This window comes from Selenomonas dianae, assembly GCF_030644225.1.
Taxonomy (GTDB): domain Bacteria; phylum Bacillota; class Negativicutes; order Selenomonadales; family Selenomonadaceae; genus Centipeda; species Centipeda dianae.
Window position 1 is genome coordinate 1,651,703 of record NZ_CP128650.1, and the last position, 16,216, is coordinate 1,667,918.

Annotated in this window: 10 protein-coding genes and 1 pseudogene; 6 read left to right on the top strand and 5 right to left on the bottom strand. The window is 57.6% G+C overall.

The genetic code is table 11. The features are described 5' to 3' along the window. Nucleotides 1-41 precede the first annotated feature (41 nt). From QU667_RS08115 to alr, 5 genes and pseudogenes are all read left to right on the top strand, one after another. The gene (locus QU667_RS08115; protein WP_304986697.1) at nucleotides 42-1,367 is read left to right on the top strand and encodes a threonine/serine exporter family protein; all 1,326 of its coding nucleotides are present in this window, start codon (nucleotides 42-44) and stop codon (nucleotides 1,365-1,367) included. A 127-nt stretch (nucleotides 1,368-1,494) separates the two neighbouring features. Beyond that, nucleotides 1,495-2,823, top strand: coding sequence for a threonine/serine exporter family protein (locus tag QU667_RS08120; RefSeq protein WP_304986698.1), 1,329 nt, complete (start codon nucleotides 1,495-1,497; stop codon nucleotides 2,821-2,823). 310 nt (nucleotides 2,824-3,133) lie between these two features. After that, nucleotides 3,134-4,257: pseudogene (gene ald, locus QU667_RS08125) on the top strand (alanine dehydrogenase). Nucleotides 4,258-4,369: 112 nt separating this feature from the next. After that, entirely contained in the window at nucleotides 4,370-5,749 is a 1,380-nt protein-coding gene (locus tag QU667_RS08130; RefSeq protein ID WP_304986699.1) for an amino acid permease, read from the top strand. A gap of 160 nt (nucleotides 5,750-5,909) precedes the next feature. Then, the gene (gene alr, locus QU667_RS08135) at nucleotides 5,910-7,016 is read left to right on the top strand and encodes an alanine racemase (RefSeq protein WP_304986700.1); all 1,107 of its coding nucleotides are present in this window, start codon (nucleotides 5,910-5,912) and stop codon (nucleotides 7,014-7,016) included. Between the two features lie 77 nt (nucleotides 7,017-7,093). Here the strand turns inward: alr and QU667_RS08140 are convergent, their stop codons facing one another. The 5 genes from QU667_RS08140 to thrC all read right to left on the bottom strand — a co-directional run bounded on the left by QU667_RS08140 (nucleotide 7,094) and on the right by thrC (nucleotide 14,414). Next, nucleotides 7,094-8,125: an aspartate-semialdehyde dehydrogenase gene (locus tag QU667_RS08140; RefSeq protein WP_304986701.1), complete on the bottom strand. Its 1,032-nt coding sequence runs from the start codon at nucleotides 8,123-8,125 to the stop codon at nucleotides 7,094-7,096. A 21-nt stretch (nucleotides 8,126-8,146) separates the two neighbouring features. Next, the gene (gene dapB, locus QU667_RS08145) at nucleotides 8,147-8,935 is read right to left on the bottom strand and encodes a 4-hydroxy-tetrahydrodipicolinate reductase (RefSeq protein ID WP_304986702.1); all 789 of its coding nucleotides are present in this window, start codon (nucleotides 8,933-8,935) and stop codon (nucleotides 8,147-8,149) included. A gap of 82 nt (nucleotides 8,936-9,017) precedes the next feature. Further along, entirely contained in the window at nucleotides 9,018-11,084 is a 2,067-nt protein-coding gene (recG, locus tag QU667_RS08150) for an ATP-dependent DNA helicase RecG (RefSeq protein ID WP_304988436.1), read from the bottom strand. 66 nt (nucleotides 11,085-11,150) lie between these two features. Next, nucleotides 11,151-12,770 (bottom strand): phosphoenolpyruvate carboxykinase (ATP), encoded by a 1,620-nt coding sequence (gene pckA / locus QU667_RS08155; protein ID WP_304986703.1) that lies wholly within the window; start codon nucleotides 12,768-12,770, stop codon nucleotides 11,151-11,153. Between the two features lie 153 nt (nucleotides 12,771-12,923). After that, nucleotides 12,924-14,414, bottom strand: a complete 1,491-nt coding sequence (gene thrC, locus QU667_RS08160; protein WP_304986704.1) for a threonine synthase — start codon at nucleotides 14,412-14,414, stop codon at nucleotides 12,924-12,926. 96 nt (nucleotides 14,415-14,510) lie between these two features. On the opposite strand from thrC, the gene nadE reads away from it, so the two are divergent. Then, entirely contained in the window at nucleotides 14,511-16,175 is a 1,665-nt protein-coding gene (nadE, locus tag QU667_RS08165) for an NAD(+) synthase (RefSeq protein ID WP_304986705.1), read from the top strand. Nucleotides 16,176-16,216 lie beyond the last annotated feature (41 nt).

The window sequence follows — 16,216 nt, forward strand, 5'->3', positions numbered from 1 at the left end:
GGTATAATGGGCGGAGCATTGGGAAATAATTAGGGGGAATCATGGAAATCGAAACCATCAAAAATGCCGCGCAGGACAGCAACAAGATGCTGAACCACAAAATGAAAATCCTGCTCGACATCGGACAGACACTCATGGAGAACGGTGCGGACTGCGCACGCATCGTACGTGATATGCGCCGCGCGGCGGTACATCTGCGCATTCCGGCGCATCAAATCCAGTCGCACGTCACCTATACAACACTCATGCTCTGCGTCAGCGACGGCGAACGATCCTTTACCCAGTTCCGCAAATGTCTGAAGCACGGGGTCAACCTTGCCGTCCTCGCCGCCGTCAGCAAACTCACCTGGCGCATCCTGCGCGGCAATACGCCGCTGCATCCGATTGAGCGTGCCATCGACCGCATCCGCGAACGCGCACTCTGTTATCCGGACTGGGGGATCGCGCTCGGAGCCGCTGTCGGCTCCGGCGGCTCGTGCAAGCTCTTCGGCGGCAGCTGGCTTGAAGCACTGGTCGCCACCATCGCCGCACTCATGGGATTTATCGCACACCGCACAAGTACAAGATATGCGTTTAATCCGTACGCCTGCGCCATGATTACGGGTTTTGTCGCGACGATCTTCGCGTGGATCATCCCCGCCGCCCTCGGTCTGCCGACCATGTGGTACGCACTCGTCGCCTGTACGATCTTTCTGATGCCCGGATTCCCGTCCATCAACGCCGCAAGCGATATGCTGAACCGCTTCACGACCTCCGGGATGACGCGTGCGATGGACACCATGCTCATCATCGGCGGCATGACCTTCGGCATCGCCTTCGCCATCCTCGTTGCGGGCGTACACAACATCTCCGACGTGCATATACAGCCGACCGACACCTACCTCAATCAAGCGATTGCAGCGGCACTCGCAGCGGGCGGCTTCTCCATCATGTTCAACACACCGAAGAAGCTGCTCGCCATCGTCGCCGTCGAGGGCATTGTCACCATGCTCATCCGCAACGTCCTCATGCTTGAGTTCGGACTGCCGCAGTCCATCGGCTCCTTCGCAGCAGCCGCCGTCGTCGGCATCGCCGCGCTCAAGATCATCCACATTGTCCACACGCCGAACACCCTGCTCATCATTCCGCCCGTCATCCCGCTGATCCCCTGCGTTCTCCTCTACCGTCTCCTCTTCGCCGTCCTGCACATCCAGACCATCTCCGTCGAGGAGCTGCTTGAGGCTCTGCGCTTCGGCGTGAACGGTGTCACGATCATCCTCGCCGTCGTCGTCGGCGTCTCCATCCCGAACATCTTCATCCAGAAACGCATGGAGGCACAACAGCAGCGCGAAATCGACGCCATCATCGCAACACGGGGGGACGTATAGTCCTCACGCAATTTCACCCGTACGGCATCTTTTCAGCAGACGTTTCTCTCCATTTCTTTGCGTTTGTATTTATGTTATAATAACGCAGACTTATAGTTTAGTGGAGAGAAAGGCGGTCTGTATACACATGACTCGGGCACAATTCAAGAGCGCATCGGAGGATGACAACCGAACGCTCAACCACAAAATGAAAATCCTGCTCGACATCGGGCAGTCTCTGATGGAGAGCGGTGCAGACTGCGCACGCATCATACGGGACATGAGGCGTGCCGCAGCCCATCTGCGCATTCCCTCCGACCAGATCCAATCCCATGTCACCTATACCACGCTCATGCTGAACGTCACGGACGGCGAACGATCCCTTACCCAGTTCCGAAAGTGTATGAAGCACGGTGTCAATCTCGCTGTAATCGCAGCCATCAGCAAACTGACATGGCGTATCCTGCGCGGAAATACCCCCATAAACGCGATCGAAAACGCCGTTACCCGTGTCCGACAGCGCCCACGCAGCTATCCGGTATGGGCGGCGGCTCTTGGTGCTGCGATTGCCTCGGGGGCTTCGTGCTCACTGTTCGGCGGCAGTCTGCCGGAGTCGTCGGTCGCAACCGCTGCAGCCCTGATCGGGTTCATCGCCCACCGTCTCAGCATCCGAAATGAATTCAATCCCTACGCCTGCTCCATGATTGCCGCGTTTGCCGCCACCATCGTCGCATGGCTCATTCCGTTCGTTCTCGCTCTGCCGACCATGTGGTACGCGCTTGTTTCCTGTACCATTTTCCTCATCCCCGGATTCCCGATCATCAACGCTGCAAGCGATGTCATCAACCGCTTTATCTCCTCCGGCATGACGCGTGCGATAGACACCATGCTCATCGTCGGAGGCATGACCTTCGGCATCGCCTTCGCTATCCTGTCCACCGGCATCGCGAACATCTCCGATGTCCACATCCTCCCGACAGATGCCTACATCAGTCAGGCATTTGCCGCAGCACTTGCGGCAGGCGGCTTTTCCATCATCTTCAACACACCGAAAAAACTGCTCGCCATTGTCGCATTCGAAGGAATTGTGACCATGCTGATCCGCAACATCCTCATGAATGAAATCGGTTTATCGCAGGCGGTCGGCTCTTTCGTCGCTGCGGCTGTGGTCGGTATTTCCGCACTCAAAGTCATTCATATCGTCCATACACCAAACACACTGCTCATCATCCCGCCCATCATTCCGCTCGTTCCCGGCGTCCTGCTCTATCGGCTGCTCTTCGCCGTTCTCTACATCCAGACCATCTCCGCAGAAGAATTTTTGGAGGCACTCCGCTTCGGCATCAGCGGCATTACCATCATCCTCGCCATTGTCGTCGGTGTCTCCATCCCGAACATCTTCATCCAGAAACGCATGGAGGAACAACAGCAACGCGAAATCGACGCCATCATCGCGCGACGTGCAGCGGAGGAGTAACGCATACAAAAAGAAAAATCATCTGTCGATTTTCGTACAGATGATTTTTTCTGCCTCATCATCGCGAAACGGCATAGGGCATACTGATAGAATCATAATTTTTATAAATTTAAAGAATGCCCGTAAGTGCTTGTTCTATCTGGACTTACGGGGACGAACAAGCACTTTGGCTTAAAAAAAATCACTTTTATTACTTGACAAAAGTATCTGAATTATAATAAAATCTCGAATAGGGTATACCTTTAGAAATTCCCCTAGCCGTTTCAAACCTTCTGTATTTTTTATCTATCTGTAGTAGGAGGAAAAAAACATGATTGTTGGCGTTTCGAAGGAAATCAAGAACAATGAGTTCCGCGTCGGTATGACCCCGTCGGGTGTCGAGGCGATGCGCCGTGCCGGTCACACGGTGCTCATCGAGAAAAGTGCCGGCGTTGGCAGCGGTTTCACGGATGCCGATTACGAAGCTGTTGGCGCTGAGATCGTCTCGGACAAAAAGGCTCTCTTTGATCGCTCTGAAATGATTGTTAAGGTAAAAGAGCCGCTTGCCGAAGAGTATGATCTCTTCCATGAGGGTCAGATCCTCTTCACCTACCTCCATCTCGCAGCCGAGCCCGAACTGACCGAGGCTCTCCTCAAGAAGAAGGTTGTCGGCATTGCCTACGAGACGGTTATCGCAAAGGGCGGCCGCGGACATACGACCTGCTCGCTCCGATGAGCGAAATCGCAGGTCGTATGTCCGTCCAGATCGGCGCACAGTTCCTTGAGAGCCGCTATGGCGGCAGCGGCGTTCTGCTCGGCGGCATCGCAGGTGTCGCAGCAGGTCAGGTCGTCATCATCGGCGGCGGCAACGTCGGCACGAACGCAGCAAAGATCGCGGTTGGTCTCGGCGCACGCGTCACGATCATCGACCTCTCGATCGAGCGTCTGCGTTACCTCGATGAGATCTTCGCCGGTCGTGTCGTCACGGAGTACTCCTCAAGCTACAACATCGCAAAATGGGTCAAAGAAGCAGACCTGCTCATCGGCTCGGTTCTCGTTCCGGGCGGTCGTACGCCGACCCTCGTCACCGAGGATATGATCAAGACGATGAAGAAGGGCTCCGTTGTCGTCGACGTTGCAATCGACCAGGGCGGCTCGATCCAGACCTGCGACCACTGCACGACGCACGAGAATCCGACGTTCGAGAAGCACGGCGTTGTCCACTACTCCGTCGCGAACATCCCGGGCGCTGTTTCCCGCACCTCCACGCTCGGCATCACGAATGCGACCATCGAGTATGCACTCGCTCTGGCGAACAAGGGCTACAAGGCTGCACTCCGCGATGTGCCCGGCTTCAAGTATGGTCTCAACACCATTGACGGACACCTCACGAACGAGCCTGTTTCGAAGGCACTGAACATTCCGTTCAAGCCCATCGACGAGTTCCTTGCGTAATTCTTTTTTCTGACTGCTGAGGGGCTGTTTCACTCCCATATGCTTCCATATGCGTTGTGAAACAGCCCCTTTCTTAGATGAAAACTGAAAGGATTTGCTTGGAGGTTTTTGTATGTTCTTTAAGAAAAAAACACTGGAGGACTTCAGTGCGCAGCGCGAGAACAGCGGAATGAAACGCACGCTGAGCACCGTTGACCTTACCTTCCTTGGCATCGGCGGCATCATCGGCTCGGGCGTGTTTGTTCTGACCGGAATCGGCGCCGCACGCTACGCAGGCCCCGGTATTGTATTATCCTTCGTTGCCGCAGGTCTTCTCTGTATGCTCGTTGGTCTCGCCTATGCCGAGCTGGCATCGCTCATCCCTGCTGCGGGCAGTGCGTACGCCTATACATTCGCCTCCCTCGGCGAGGGCATGGCGTTCCTGTGCGGCTGGTCGCTGATCATCGGCTACATCGTTACCGCGAGCGCGGTCGCCGTCGGCTTCTCCGCCTACTTCTCAGGGATGATGGCATCCCTCGGAATGGAGATCCCGAAGGCACTCCTCACAACGGCGCCGGAGGGCGGCATCATCAACCTCCCCGCTGTCGTCATTGCACTTCTGATCGGTCTGCTCCTCGCACATGGCACGAAGGAGAGTTCGCGTCTCAACACGATCCTCATCTCACTCACGATCTGTGCGATTATCGCCTTCCTCGTCGTCACCACCCCGCACATGGATCTCTCGAAGAACATGGAGCCGTTCCTGCCCTTCGGCACTGCCGGCATCATGACGGGCGCAGCGGTGGTGTTCTTCTCCTTCATGGGATTCGATACGGTCGCGACCTCCGCCGAGGAGTGCAAGACGCCGGAGAAGAGCCTCCCGATCGGCATTATCGCATCGGTCTTTGTCTGCCTCTGCATCTATGCGGTTGTGGCGTTCGTCCTCACAGGCACGATCAACTATGCAGATCTCGACCGTGCAGATCCGGTTGCCTACTGTCTCCGTACGATCGGCTACACGGGGCTCGCAAACCTTGTCACGGTCGGTATCCTCTTCGGCATGATTACGACGCTGATCGTCTACATCTTCGGTCAGGCGCGTGTCTTCTTCGCAATGTCGCGTGACGGCTTCCTCCCGAAAACGATGGCGAACATCCATCCGAAATATGGTACGCCGTACTTTATCACATTGGTTGGTTCGGCAATCATCGCCTTCATTGCCGGCTGCGTCCCGATGCTCTACATCGTCGAGCTCGCGAATACGGGTGTTCTTGCAGCGTTCTTCATCGTCTTTGTCGGTCTGATTTCGCTTCGCCGCAATGCCCCCGATCTGCCGCGTACGTTCCACTTCCCGATGCTCTACGTGCTCGCGCCGATTGGCATGGCAGTCTGCCTCTACCTCATCTGGGCGCTCTCGCTCGTAACGAACATCACGTTCATTGTACTGATGATCGTGGGACTTCTTTTCTACAACAGCTATGCGCCTTCGCACAGATGTTGGGAAAGAAAATAGCACATGATCTAATTGGCTCCATGCAGCCCGTCCGACGGACGGGCTGTTTTCTATTGCAAATCATAGATTTTCTTGGCAAAGAAGATTGTTGCATAAATGGTTTACATACGCTAAAATGGGAACGCTGAAGAAATTAGAACGATGCGAAAGGAAGTGCCCGATGCCCAGTCGTGCGGCGTGGGTCGAGATTGACCTCGGGGCAATTGCCCACAATTATAAAGAGATTCGCAGACATATGCGAAAGGATGCAAGGCTCTGTGCTGTGGTAAAGGCGGATGCCTATGGACACGGTGCGATCGCCGTCGCGCGCAAGGCAATTGCAGCGGGGGCGGAGTATCTGGCGGTCGCGACCATCTCCGAGGCGATGAAGCTGCGTGAGGCAGGCTTTACCACGCCGCTGCTCATCTTGGGGCTCACAAAGCCGGACAGCTCGTTCGACATCGTGGATGCCAATCTCACGCAGACGATCTGCCGTCTCGATCTCGTGCAGACACTCTCGGCTGAGGCTGTCACACAGGGGAAAAAAGTCAAGGTGCATCTCGCCGTTGACACAGGTCTCGGGCGTATTGGAGTACGCCCGGAGGATGCTGTACATTTTGCCCGCCTCGTCAGTGCCATGCCCGGGATTGAACTGGAGGGTATTTTCTCCCATTTTGCACTTGCCGACATCACGGACAAGTCCTATACCATGGAACAGATTCGTCGTTTTCAGGAAGCGTGTGCGTCCATCGAGGCGGCGGGTATTCACATTCCGATTCGCCACATCGCAGAGTCTGCGGCAATCCTCGATCTGCCCGATGTACATTTCGACATGGTGCGTGCGGGTATTCTGCAATACGGACTGTGGCCCTCCGACGAGGTGACGCGCCCGCTTGATCTGCGCCCTGCGATGCGTTTCTGCGCACGCATTGTCTACATCAAGACCATCCCGCCCGGCACGTCCATCGGATACGGACGGAATTTTATCGCACAACGCACGAGCCGCATCGCAACGATCTCCGTCGGCTATGCGGACGGCTACCTCCGCGCGTATGCGGGCGGCTGTGTGGAGGTACGCGGCAAACGTGCGCCGATTGCGGGGCGCATCTGCATGGATCAGTGCATGATCGACATCACGGACATCCCCGAGGCAAGGCTCGGCGATGTGGTGACGCTCTTTGGCTCGAAAACACTCACGGCGGATGATCTCGCACGGCGGGCAGACACGATCAGCTATGAGGTGCTCTGCCTCGTATCAAAGCACGTTTCACGCATCTATGTGAAGTGATTTCCACAAAACAAATCTCTGTGCCGTGTTAAAAAGGGACGTATTTCCAATGAGGAAATACGTCCCTTTTTATGTCGTCAAACAAGCCCGTTTTCAATCATATACTCGGCGATTTGGAGTGCGTTGAGTGCCGCACCTTTGCGAATCTGGTCGCCGCAGATCCAGAAGTTCAGTGCATTGTCCGCCGACTCGTCGCGGCGCAGACGGCCGACCTCGACATCGGTCTTGCCCGAGGTGAAAAGCGGCATCGGGTACTCCTGCTCCGACGGGTTGTCGCGCAGGACGACGCCCGGGAACGTCGCGAGTGCCTTGCGTGCCGCATCGAGCGAAACCGCGCTCTCAAACTCGACGTTGACGGACTCCGCATGGCTGCGGTAAACGGGCACGCGCACGGTGGTCGCCGTGATGCGCAGGCTCTCGTCCTCCATGATTTTCTTCGTTTCGTCGATCATCTTCATCTCCTCCTTGGTGTAGAGGTTGTCCATGAAAACGTCGATCTGCGGGATGAGGTTAAACGCGATCTGATAGTGCTTCGGCAGCTTTCCGACAGGCAGGATGTTCGCAGTCGGTTCTTTCCCCGTCGAGAGTGCTGCGACCTGTTGCTCCAACTCTGCCATGCCCTCCTTCCCCGCACCGGAAACCGCTTGATAGGTCGATACGACGATGCGGCGAATCTGCGCGAGATCGTAGAGGGGCTTGAGCCCCATCACCATGATGATGGTGGAGCAGTTTGGGTTTGCAATGATGCCCTTGTGTTTCTTGATCGCCTCGGGATTGACCTCGGGCACAACGAGCGGCACCTCGGGATCCATGCGGAACGCGCTCGAATTGTCGATGACAATCGCACCCGCCTTGACTGCGTGGGGCGCGAACTCCTTGCTTGCCGCACCGCCTGCAAAGAGCGCAATGTCGATGCCCTCAAAGGAATCTGCCGTCGTCTCCTGTACGGTGTACTCCTTGCCCATGAATGCGATCTTCTTGCCCGCCGAACGGCTGGACGCGAGCAGACGCAGCTCCGCAAACGGGAATTTGCGCTCCTCGATGAGATTCAGAAACTCCTGACCGACGGCACCCGTCGCGCCGAGGATGGCGACACGATATTTCTTCATGATGTACTCCCTTACTATCCCTTACAACAGCTTGTCCAGTCCGACCGTGAGCGACGTGAGCCCGCGCACCTTCTTCGCCGCGAGCACGACCCCCGGCATAAAGGACGCGCGGTTCAGCGAATCGTGGCGGATCGTGAGCGTCTGTCCGAGGCCTCCGAAGATGACTTCCTGATGCGCGACATAGCCCGGCAGACGGACGCTGTGGATGCGCATTCCCTCGTACTCTGCGCCGCGTGCCCCCGCGATCTTTTCCTCCTCATCGGGATGTCCCTGTGCGTGTGCCTCGCGCACCTCGGCAATCATCGCCGCTGTCTGCACCGCTGTTCCCGACGGTGCGTCCAACTTGTTGTCGTGGTGCAGCTCGATGATCTCGACCTCGGGCATATACTTTGCCGCCATGCGGCTCATCAGCATCATCAGCACCGCACCAATGGCAAAGTTCGGCGCGATGAATGCGGGCGTATCGTTCTCGTCCGCCGCCGCCTTGATCGCCGCCTTCTGCTCCTCGGTCAGCCCCGTTGTCCCGACCACAGGCGAAACCTTGTGCGCGAGTGCCGTGAGCACGTTTCCATAGACCACGTCGGGGCGCGTAAAGTCGATCATCACATCGGGGTGCAGACGATTGAGAGCCGCCGCGAGATCCGTCTCCACGAGGATGCCATTTTTCGCCATGCCCGCGAGCTCACCCGCATCCGCGCCGCCTGTGATGTCAACTGCACCGACGAGTTCCAGTTCCGCATCGTCGATCACAGCCTTCAACACCGTGCGTCCCATACGACCTGCGGCACCATTTACCAAAACCTTTGTCAAGGAAATCTCCTCCCAAATACAGTATGACTTATTCTAGCCCAGAGAATCCTCGTATGTCAAGGAATACAAGCGTATTCCCCCCTCAGACCTCCCGCATGTGTTCAAACTGCTCGCGGTACTGACGCATGAGTGTCGGCAGGACAAAGGAGAGCGCAGCGGGATCGTCAAGCGTTGCAAGAGCGGCACGGCGGGCGAGCAGCAGAAGATCCATGTCGGCGAGCACATCCGCGATCTTGAGATCGCCGAGCCCGTGCTGCATCGCGCCGAAGAACTGCCCGGGACCTCTGAGGCGCAGATCCTCCTCGGCGAGGCGAAAGCCGTCGCTCGTCTGCTCGATGATCTTCAAGCGTTCCTGCGATGCCGCACTGCGACCTGCGATGAGGATGCAATAGGAGGCATATGCACCGCGCCCGATGCGTCCGCGCAGCTGATGCAGCTGGGCGAGCCCGAACCGTTCCGCGTGCTCGACAACGAGGATGCTCGCATTCGGCACGTTCACGCCGACCTCAATGACCGTGGTGGAAACGAGCAGCTTGATGTGGTTTGCATAAAATCCCTCCATCACAGCTTCCTTCTCCGCAGATTTCAAGCGTCCGTGGAGCAGCCCACAGGGAATCCCGTGAAAAATACCGTGGGACAGTTCCTCATAGACCTTCTCCACCGAGGGCAGACTGCTCTCCTCACTTGCCTCGATCAGCGGACAGACGACATACGCCTGCCGCCCCGCCTCAATCTCCTTACGAACGAATGCATAAATTTTTTCACGCGCCCGCTCATCGCGCAGAAAGGTACGAATGGGCTGCCGTCCCGGCGGCAGATGCTCAATGCGCGAGACATCGAGATCGCCGTAGACCGTGAGCGTCATTGTGCGTGGGATCGGGGTCGCCGTCATGACAAGCACATCGGGCGTCACCGTGCTCTTTTTCTCCAGTGCCGAACGCTGTGCCACGCCGAAGCGGTGCTGCTCATCCGTCACCACCAACCCCAACGAAGCAAACGTTACACCCTCCTGTATCAGCGCGTGCGTCCCGACCGCGATGTCGATCTCATGCGCAGCGAGAGCCGCCGCAGCTGCCGTACGCTCCTTCTTTGTGAGCCGCCCCGAGAGGAAGCCCACGCACACACCGAACGGCGCAAGGAGTTCACGCAGCGTGTCATAATGCTGATGTGCAAGAATCTCCGTCGGGGCCATCAGCGCCCCCTGCTGTCCGTTTTCCACCGTCTTGACGAGGGCAAGCAGGGCGATCACCGTCTTGCCCGAACCAACATCCCCCTGTACGAGGCGGCGCATCGGCAGCGGCGACTCCATATCGCGTGTGATCTCCGCCCACACCTTTTCCTGATCGTCGGTCAGTGCAAAGGGGAGCGCCGCAAGCACCCGTGCGACCAGTTCCCCATTCGCCGCATGAGCGATTCCCTCCTGCTCCTCCGACGTGCGCTTCTTGAGCGCGAGCAGCCCGCATTGGATGAGATACAGTTCCTCAAATGCAAGCCGACGCCGCGCTGCACGCAGATCCTCCTCGTGCTTTGGAAAATGAATCCGCCGAAAGGCAGATTTCCGCCCAATGAGATGGTATTCCTCCCGAATGCGCTGCGGCAGAGTCTCCGCGAGTTCATCCCCCGCCTGTGTGAGCGTGTAGTCCATCATCTGACGCAGCTGCTTCTGCGTCAGCCCCTCAGTCGCCGCATAGACGGGCAGGATGCCGAGATGTTCGTCCGCCGTTTCCTGCGCACCGAGCATTTCAAACGATGTAATGTTCGTAAAGGCAAGCTGCCCGCCGCCATTATAGGCATAGTCCGCCTTTCCCGAGAGGAGAATGCGCTGCCCCTCACGCAGCTTCCCCTTCAAAAAACGCTGATTGAACCAGACCGCCTGTACATATCCCGTACCGTCGCCGACGAGTGCCGTCAGCACGGTGAACCCGCGCCGCCGCGTCTGCTTCTCGGTCACCGTCTGAATCACGCCAAGAACCGTCGCGCGTTCCCCTGCCCGCAGCTGCGCAATCGGGGTCATACGGCTCTGATCCTCGTACGCACGCGGGTAGTATGTCAGGAAATCGTAGACCGTCTGAACGCCAAGACGCACAAATGCCGACGCCTTTTTCACACCGACGCCGCGTACCTTGCTGATACCGTCCGATAGGTGCATCATTGCCCCTTCCCTAAAAAAGAAGCTGCCGCAAATGCGGCAGCTTCCTCCATGTACAGATACGGTTTAGATCTGCGGACCCGCAGGAACGAGCGCCTTGCCCTCCTCGTTGCCCTCATACTTCTTGAAGTTCTTGATGAAACGCTCGGCGAGGTCGCGTGCTTTCTCATCCCACTCCGTACGGCTCGCGTACGTGTCACGCGGATCGAGGATCTTCGGATCGACGCCCGGCAGCTCCGTCGGAACCTCGAAGTCGAAATACGGGATCTTCTTCGTCGGTGCGCTGTCGATCGAACCGTCCTGAATCGCGTGGATGATGCCGCGCGTATCCTGGATCGAGATACGCTTGCCCGTACCGTTCCACCCCGTATTCACGAGATAGGCACGCGAGCCGTGCTCCTCCATCTTGCGTACGAGCTCCTCTGCATACTTCGTCGGGTGCAGTTCGAGGAACGCCTGTCCGAAGCACGCCGAGAACGTCGGTGTCGGTTCGGTGATGCCGCGCTCCGTACCCGCGAGCTTCGACGTGAATCCAGAGAGGAAGTAGTACTTCGTCTGCTCCGGTGTGAGGATGGAGACCGGCGGCAGAACGCCGAACGCATCCGCCGAGAGGAAGATCACGTGCTTTGCGTGCGGACCTGCGGACTTGTCGCCGGCATGACCGAGCACGATGTTCTCAATGTGGTTGATCGGGTACGAAACGCGTGTATTCTCCGTCACACTCTTGTCGGCAAAGTCAACATGGCCTGCAAGGTCAACCGTGACATTCTCCAGCAGCGCATTGCGGCGGATCGCGTGATAGATATCCGGCTCCGCCTCCGCATCGAGGTTGATGACCTTCGCGTAGCAGCCGCCCTCATAGTTGAACACACCTTCATCGTCCCAGCCATGCTCGTCGTCACCGATCAAAAGACGCGCACTGTCGGTCGAGAGTGTAGTCTTGCCCGTACCGGAGAGGCCGAAGAACAGCGTCGTGTTCTGCCCCTCTTTGTCCGTATTTGCCGAGCAGTGCATGGAGGCGATTCCCTTGAGAGGAAGGTAGTAGTTCATCATCGAGAAGATGCCCTTTTTCATCTCGCCGCCATACCACGTATTGATAATGACCTGCTCACGGCTTGTGAGGTTGAACATGACCGCCGTCTCTGAGTTGAGCCCCAGATCGCCGAAGTGCATGACGCGTGCCTTTGCCGCATTGTAGACCACGAAGTCGGGCTTAAAGACCTTCAGCTCCTGCTCTGTCGGACGGATAAACATATTTGTGACAAAATGCGCCTGCCACGGCACTTCCGTAATAAAGCGCACTGCCATACGCGTATTCGCATTCGCACCGCAGAACGCGTCCACGACAAAGAGGCGCTTGTTGCAGAGCTCGCGAATGGCAATCTCACGCACCGAATTCCATGCCTTCTGCGTTGCACGGTGATTGTCGTTCTTGTACTCGTCCGATGTCCACCACACCGTATCATGCGAGGTCTCATCATCGACGATGTACTTATCCTTCGGGGAGCGTCCCGTATAGATGCCGGTCATAACATTGACGGCATCCCCCATCTCCGTCACCTGTCCGCGCTCGTATCCCTCAAGATCGGGGCGCAGCTCCTCGCGGAACAGCTGATCGTAGCTTGGATTGTGAACAATCTCCTTCGTCCCCGTAATGCCGTACTGTGTCAGATCAATCGTTGCCATGATATAACCTCTTTCTCCAAAAAAATGGGAGCAATTGATGCGAGGCGGAAATCCCGCCTCGGTATCATCATTAACATACTTTAGTGAAGCTTCTTCGTATCGTCCGAAAATCCTTCTTTATTGTGAAAAATTTTTATTGTTTGCTTGTTTTTCTTATGTACGGGCAAATGCGAGAACCGCTGCACGCATCCCGCCCTTTTCACAAATCCCCTTATGACGCACGGGCGCTTTTTCCAGTGCTTCAAGGCGCGGAGGGATCTTCATCCCGCTCTTCTCCTTCAGGAATATCATTTGGGTGAATTCATCCACGCCCGCCATATCCTCACCGAGTGCACGGAGCACACTCGCGCCGAACTTGTACGGGCTTGCCGTTGAGAGCACAACCATCGGGCGCACGTCCCCCGTTTCGCGGCGATAGTCCTCCGCCGCACGATAGGCGACCGCCGTGTGTGTATCGAGCGTGTACCCCGTCCGTTCATAGACCGCGCGAATCTCTTCCTCCGTCTCCGCATCGTCCGCACACGCTGCCCAGAAGTTTTCACGGAGCACAGGCAGGAGGCGGCTCGCGTCATATTTTCCAACCTCTGCGAGTTCCTGCATCCACGCAGCGACCTGTGCCGTATCCTCCGTCAGATGACAGAGCAGACGCTCAAGATTGCTCGATACGAGAATGTCCATGGACGGCGACATCGTCTGATAGAAGTCGCGCTTGCGGTCATAGATGCCCGTTTGCAGGAAGTCCGTGAGCACATTGTTCGCATTCGACGCGCAGACGAGTTTGCCGACGGGCAGCCCCATGCGCTTTGCATAGTAGCCCGCGAGGATGTTGCCAAAGTTCCCCGTCGGCACGGTGAAGTTCACCGCATCCCCCGCCGCAATGCTGCGCTCCGCGAGAAGGTCTGCGTACGCGCTGAAGTAATAAACGATCTGCGGGACAAGCCGCCCCCAGTTGATCGAGTTTGCCGATGAGAGCTTCGTATGGAGCGCGGCGAGCTCCTTTGCCATCGCCGCATCGCCGAAGATCTCCTTTACCCCGCGCTGCGCATCGTCAAAGTTTCCGCGCACCGCCACGACGGAGACATTCGCGCCCTCCTGCGTCACCATCTGGAGCCGCTGCACGGGGCTGACGCCGCCGTCGGGGTAGAACACCATGATACGGATGCCCCCGGCATCGGCAAATCCCTCAAGGGCAGCCTTCCCTGTATCGCCCGAGGTCGCAACGAGGATGAGAATCGTGTCCCGCTCCCCCTCCTTTCCGCGCGCCGTACTCATCAGCTGCGGCAGAAGCTGCAGCGCCATATCCTTGAACGCACTCGTCGGCCCGTGCCACAGTTCGAGCACCGCAAGCTCTCCGACCGCACGGACAGGCGCACGCCGCACATCATCAAATGTATGTCCGTACGCACGTGCGACACATCCCTTTAACTCTGCCTCCGTATAGTCCGTCAGAAAAGGGCGAAGGATGCGCACCGCACGCTCCTCGTAGGAAAGCGGGACGAGCGCCTCAATCGCCGCAAGCGACATCGGCGGGAACGAAGCAGGGACGAAAAGCCCGCCGTCCGAGGCAAGCCCCTTGAGAATCGCCGCAGCAGAGGAAACACGCTCCGCCGCCCCACGCGTGCTGAAATATTCCATTGTATACATCCTTTCATTTGGGTGTCGGAAGTCATCTGTGCTATACTTATGCTATTGAATTATACCATCCCGACGGATTAAAAATCAAATGCAAGGAGCAGTATCATGAAAATTGCACTGATTTCAATGGAGGTTATCCCCGGTCGCCCCGACCTGAACGCAGCAGCGATGTGTGCAAAAATAGCGGAAGCAAGGGCGGCACACGCCGACCTCGCACTTTTTCCCGCGCTCAGTCTCTCGGGGCTCTTCCTCGGCGGCGTTTGGAAGCAGGAGCCATTTCTGCGTGACCTCGCGGACTACGCCGAGGAGATCGCGGCAGCGGCAGAGGGGATTACGGTCGTCTTTGGAAATGCCGCAGCTGCGGAAAGTTGCACAAGCATCCGGCGCACGCTGATGGAGGCACGGGACGGCGTGCTGCGCGAGGTCGCCCACAGCCCGCTCGACAGCACAGGAAACAACTTTACCCCCCTCCTCTATGAACTGCCGAACGAGAACATCATCCTTGCCGCAGATGCGTCCCCCTTCCCCACCTGCTTGGGTGCAGACACACTTGCAGACATGGCGCGCGGAAAGGGCACAGAGATTTTCTACATCAATGCATTCGGACTTCAGGACAAGGGCAAGACCGTCTATACCTTCCCCGGAAGAGCGTACGTATTTCATGCCAACGGTGAATGCGTCCTTATGACAGCCGCCTATACGGAGGGCATGACCGTCGTTGACACGGACGCGCTTCCCTCCCCCGCTTCGTCTCCAACAGAAACGCCCATCGCCCCCATTCATCGTATGCTGCGCTGCGGCGTACAGAAATTTCTCGCACGCATCCACATGGAGCGCGTCGTCATCGGCATCTCGGGCGGCATCGACTCCGCCGTCGCCGCCGCACTCTACGTCGATGCCATCGGCGCGGAGAACGTGCTGCTCGTCAATATGCCGAGCCGATTCAACTCCGCCACCACGAAGGGGCTTGCGGCACAGCTCGCGGAAAACCTCGGCTGCCGCCATATGATTGTCCCGATCGAGGAGAGCGTCACGCACACCGTAGAGCAGCTCACGACCGCTCCCATCATGGGGAAATGTGCGTCGGAAGGCGAACATCTCACCATCTCCTCCTTTGTGCGCGAAAATATGCAGGCACGTGACCGCAGCGGCCGCGTGCTCGCCGCCGTCGCCGCCGCATGGGGCGCAGGCTTTACCTGCAACGCGAACAAGGCGGAGTCCACCGTCGGCTACGCGACCCTCTACGGCGATCAGGCGGGCTTCCTCTCAGCGCTCGCCGACCTCTGGAAATATCAGGTCTACGATCTCGCACGCTATCTGAACGATACCGTCTACGGACGCGAGGTCATTCCGCAGGGCATCATCGACATCGTACCGAGCGCGGAGCTGTCCGACGCGCAGAACGTGGACGAGGGCAAGGGCGATCCCATCCGCTACCCGTACCACGACCACCTCTTTCGTGCGTTTGCAGAGAACAATGAAACGCCCGAGGAAATTCTGGAATACTATGCCAAAAACACACTCGAAGCACAGATCGGCTGTGCGGAAGGGCTTGTCGCAGCGTATTTCCCGACGGCGGCAGACTTTATCGCCGACCTCGAACACTGGTGGGGGCTCTATACAGGCATGGCAGTCGCCAAGCGCATCCAGTCGCCGCCGCTGCTCTCCGTCAGCGGATGCGCCTACGGCAGCGATCACCCCGAGTCGCAGATCGGCGCATATGAAACGCTCCGCTATCGCGCATTGAAAGAGCAGCTGCTCCAGAAATAAAAATCAATGAACCTTGTCGCCCCTGTGGATTTCACGGGGGC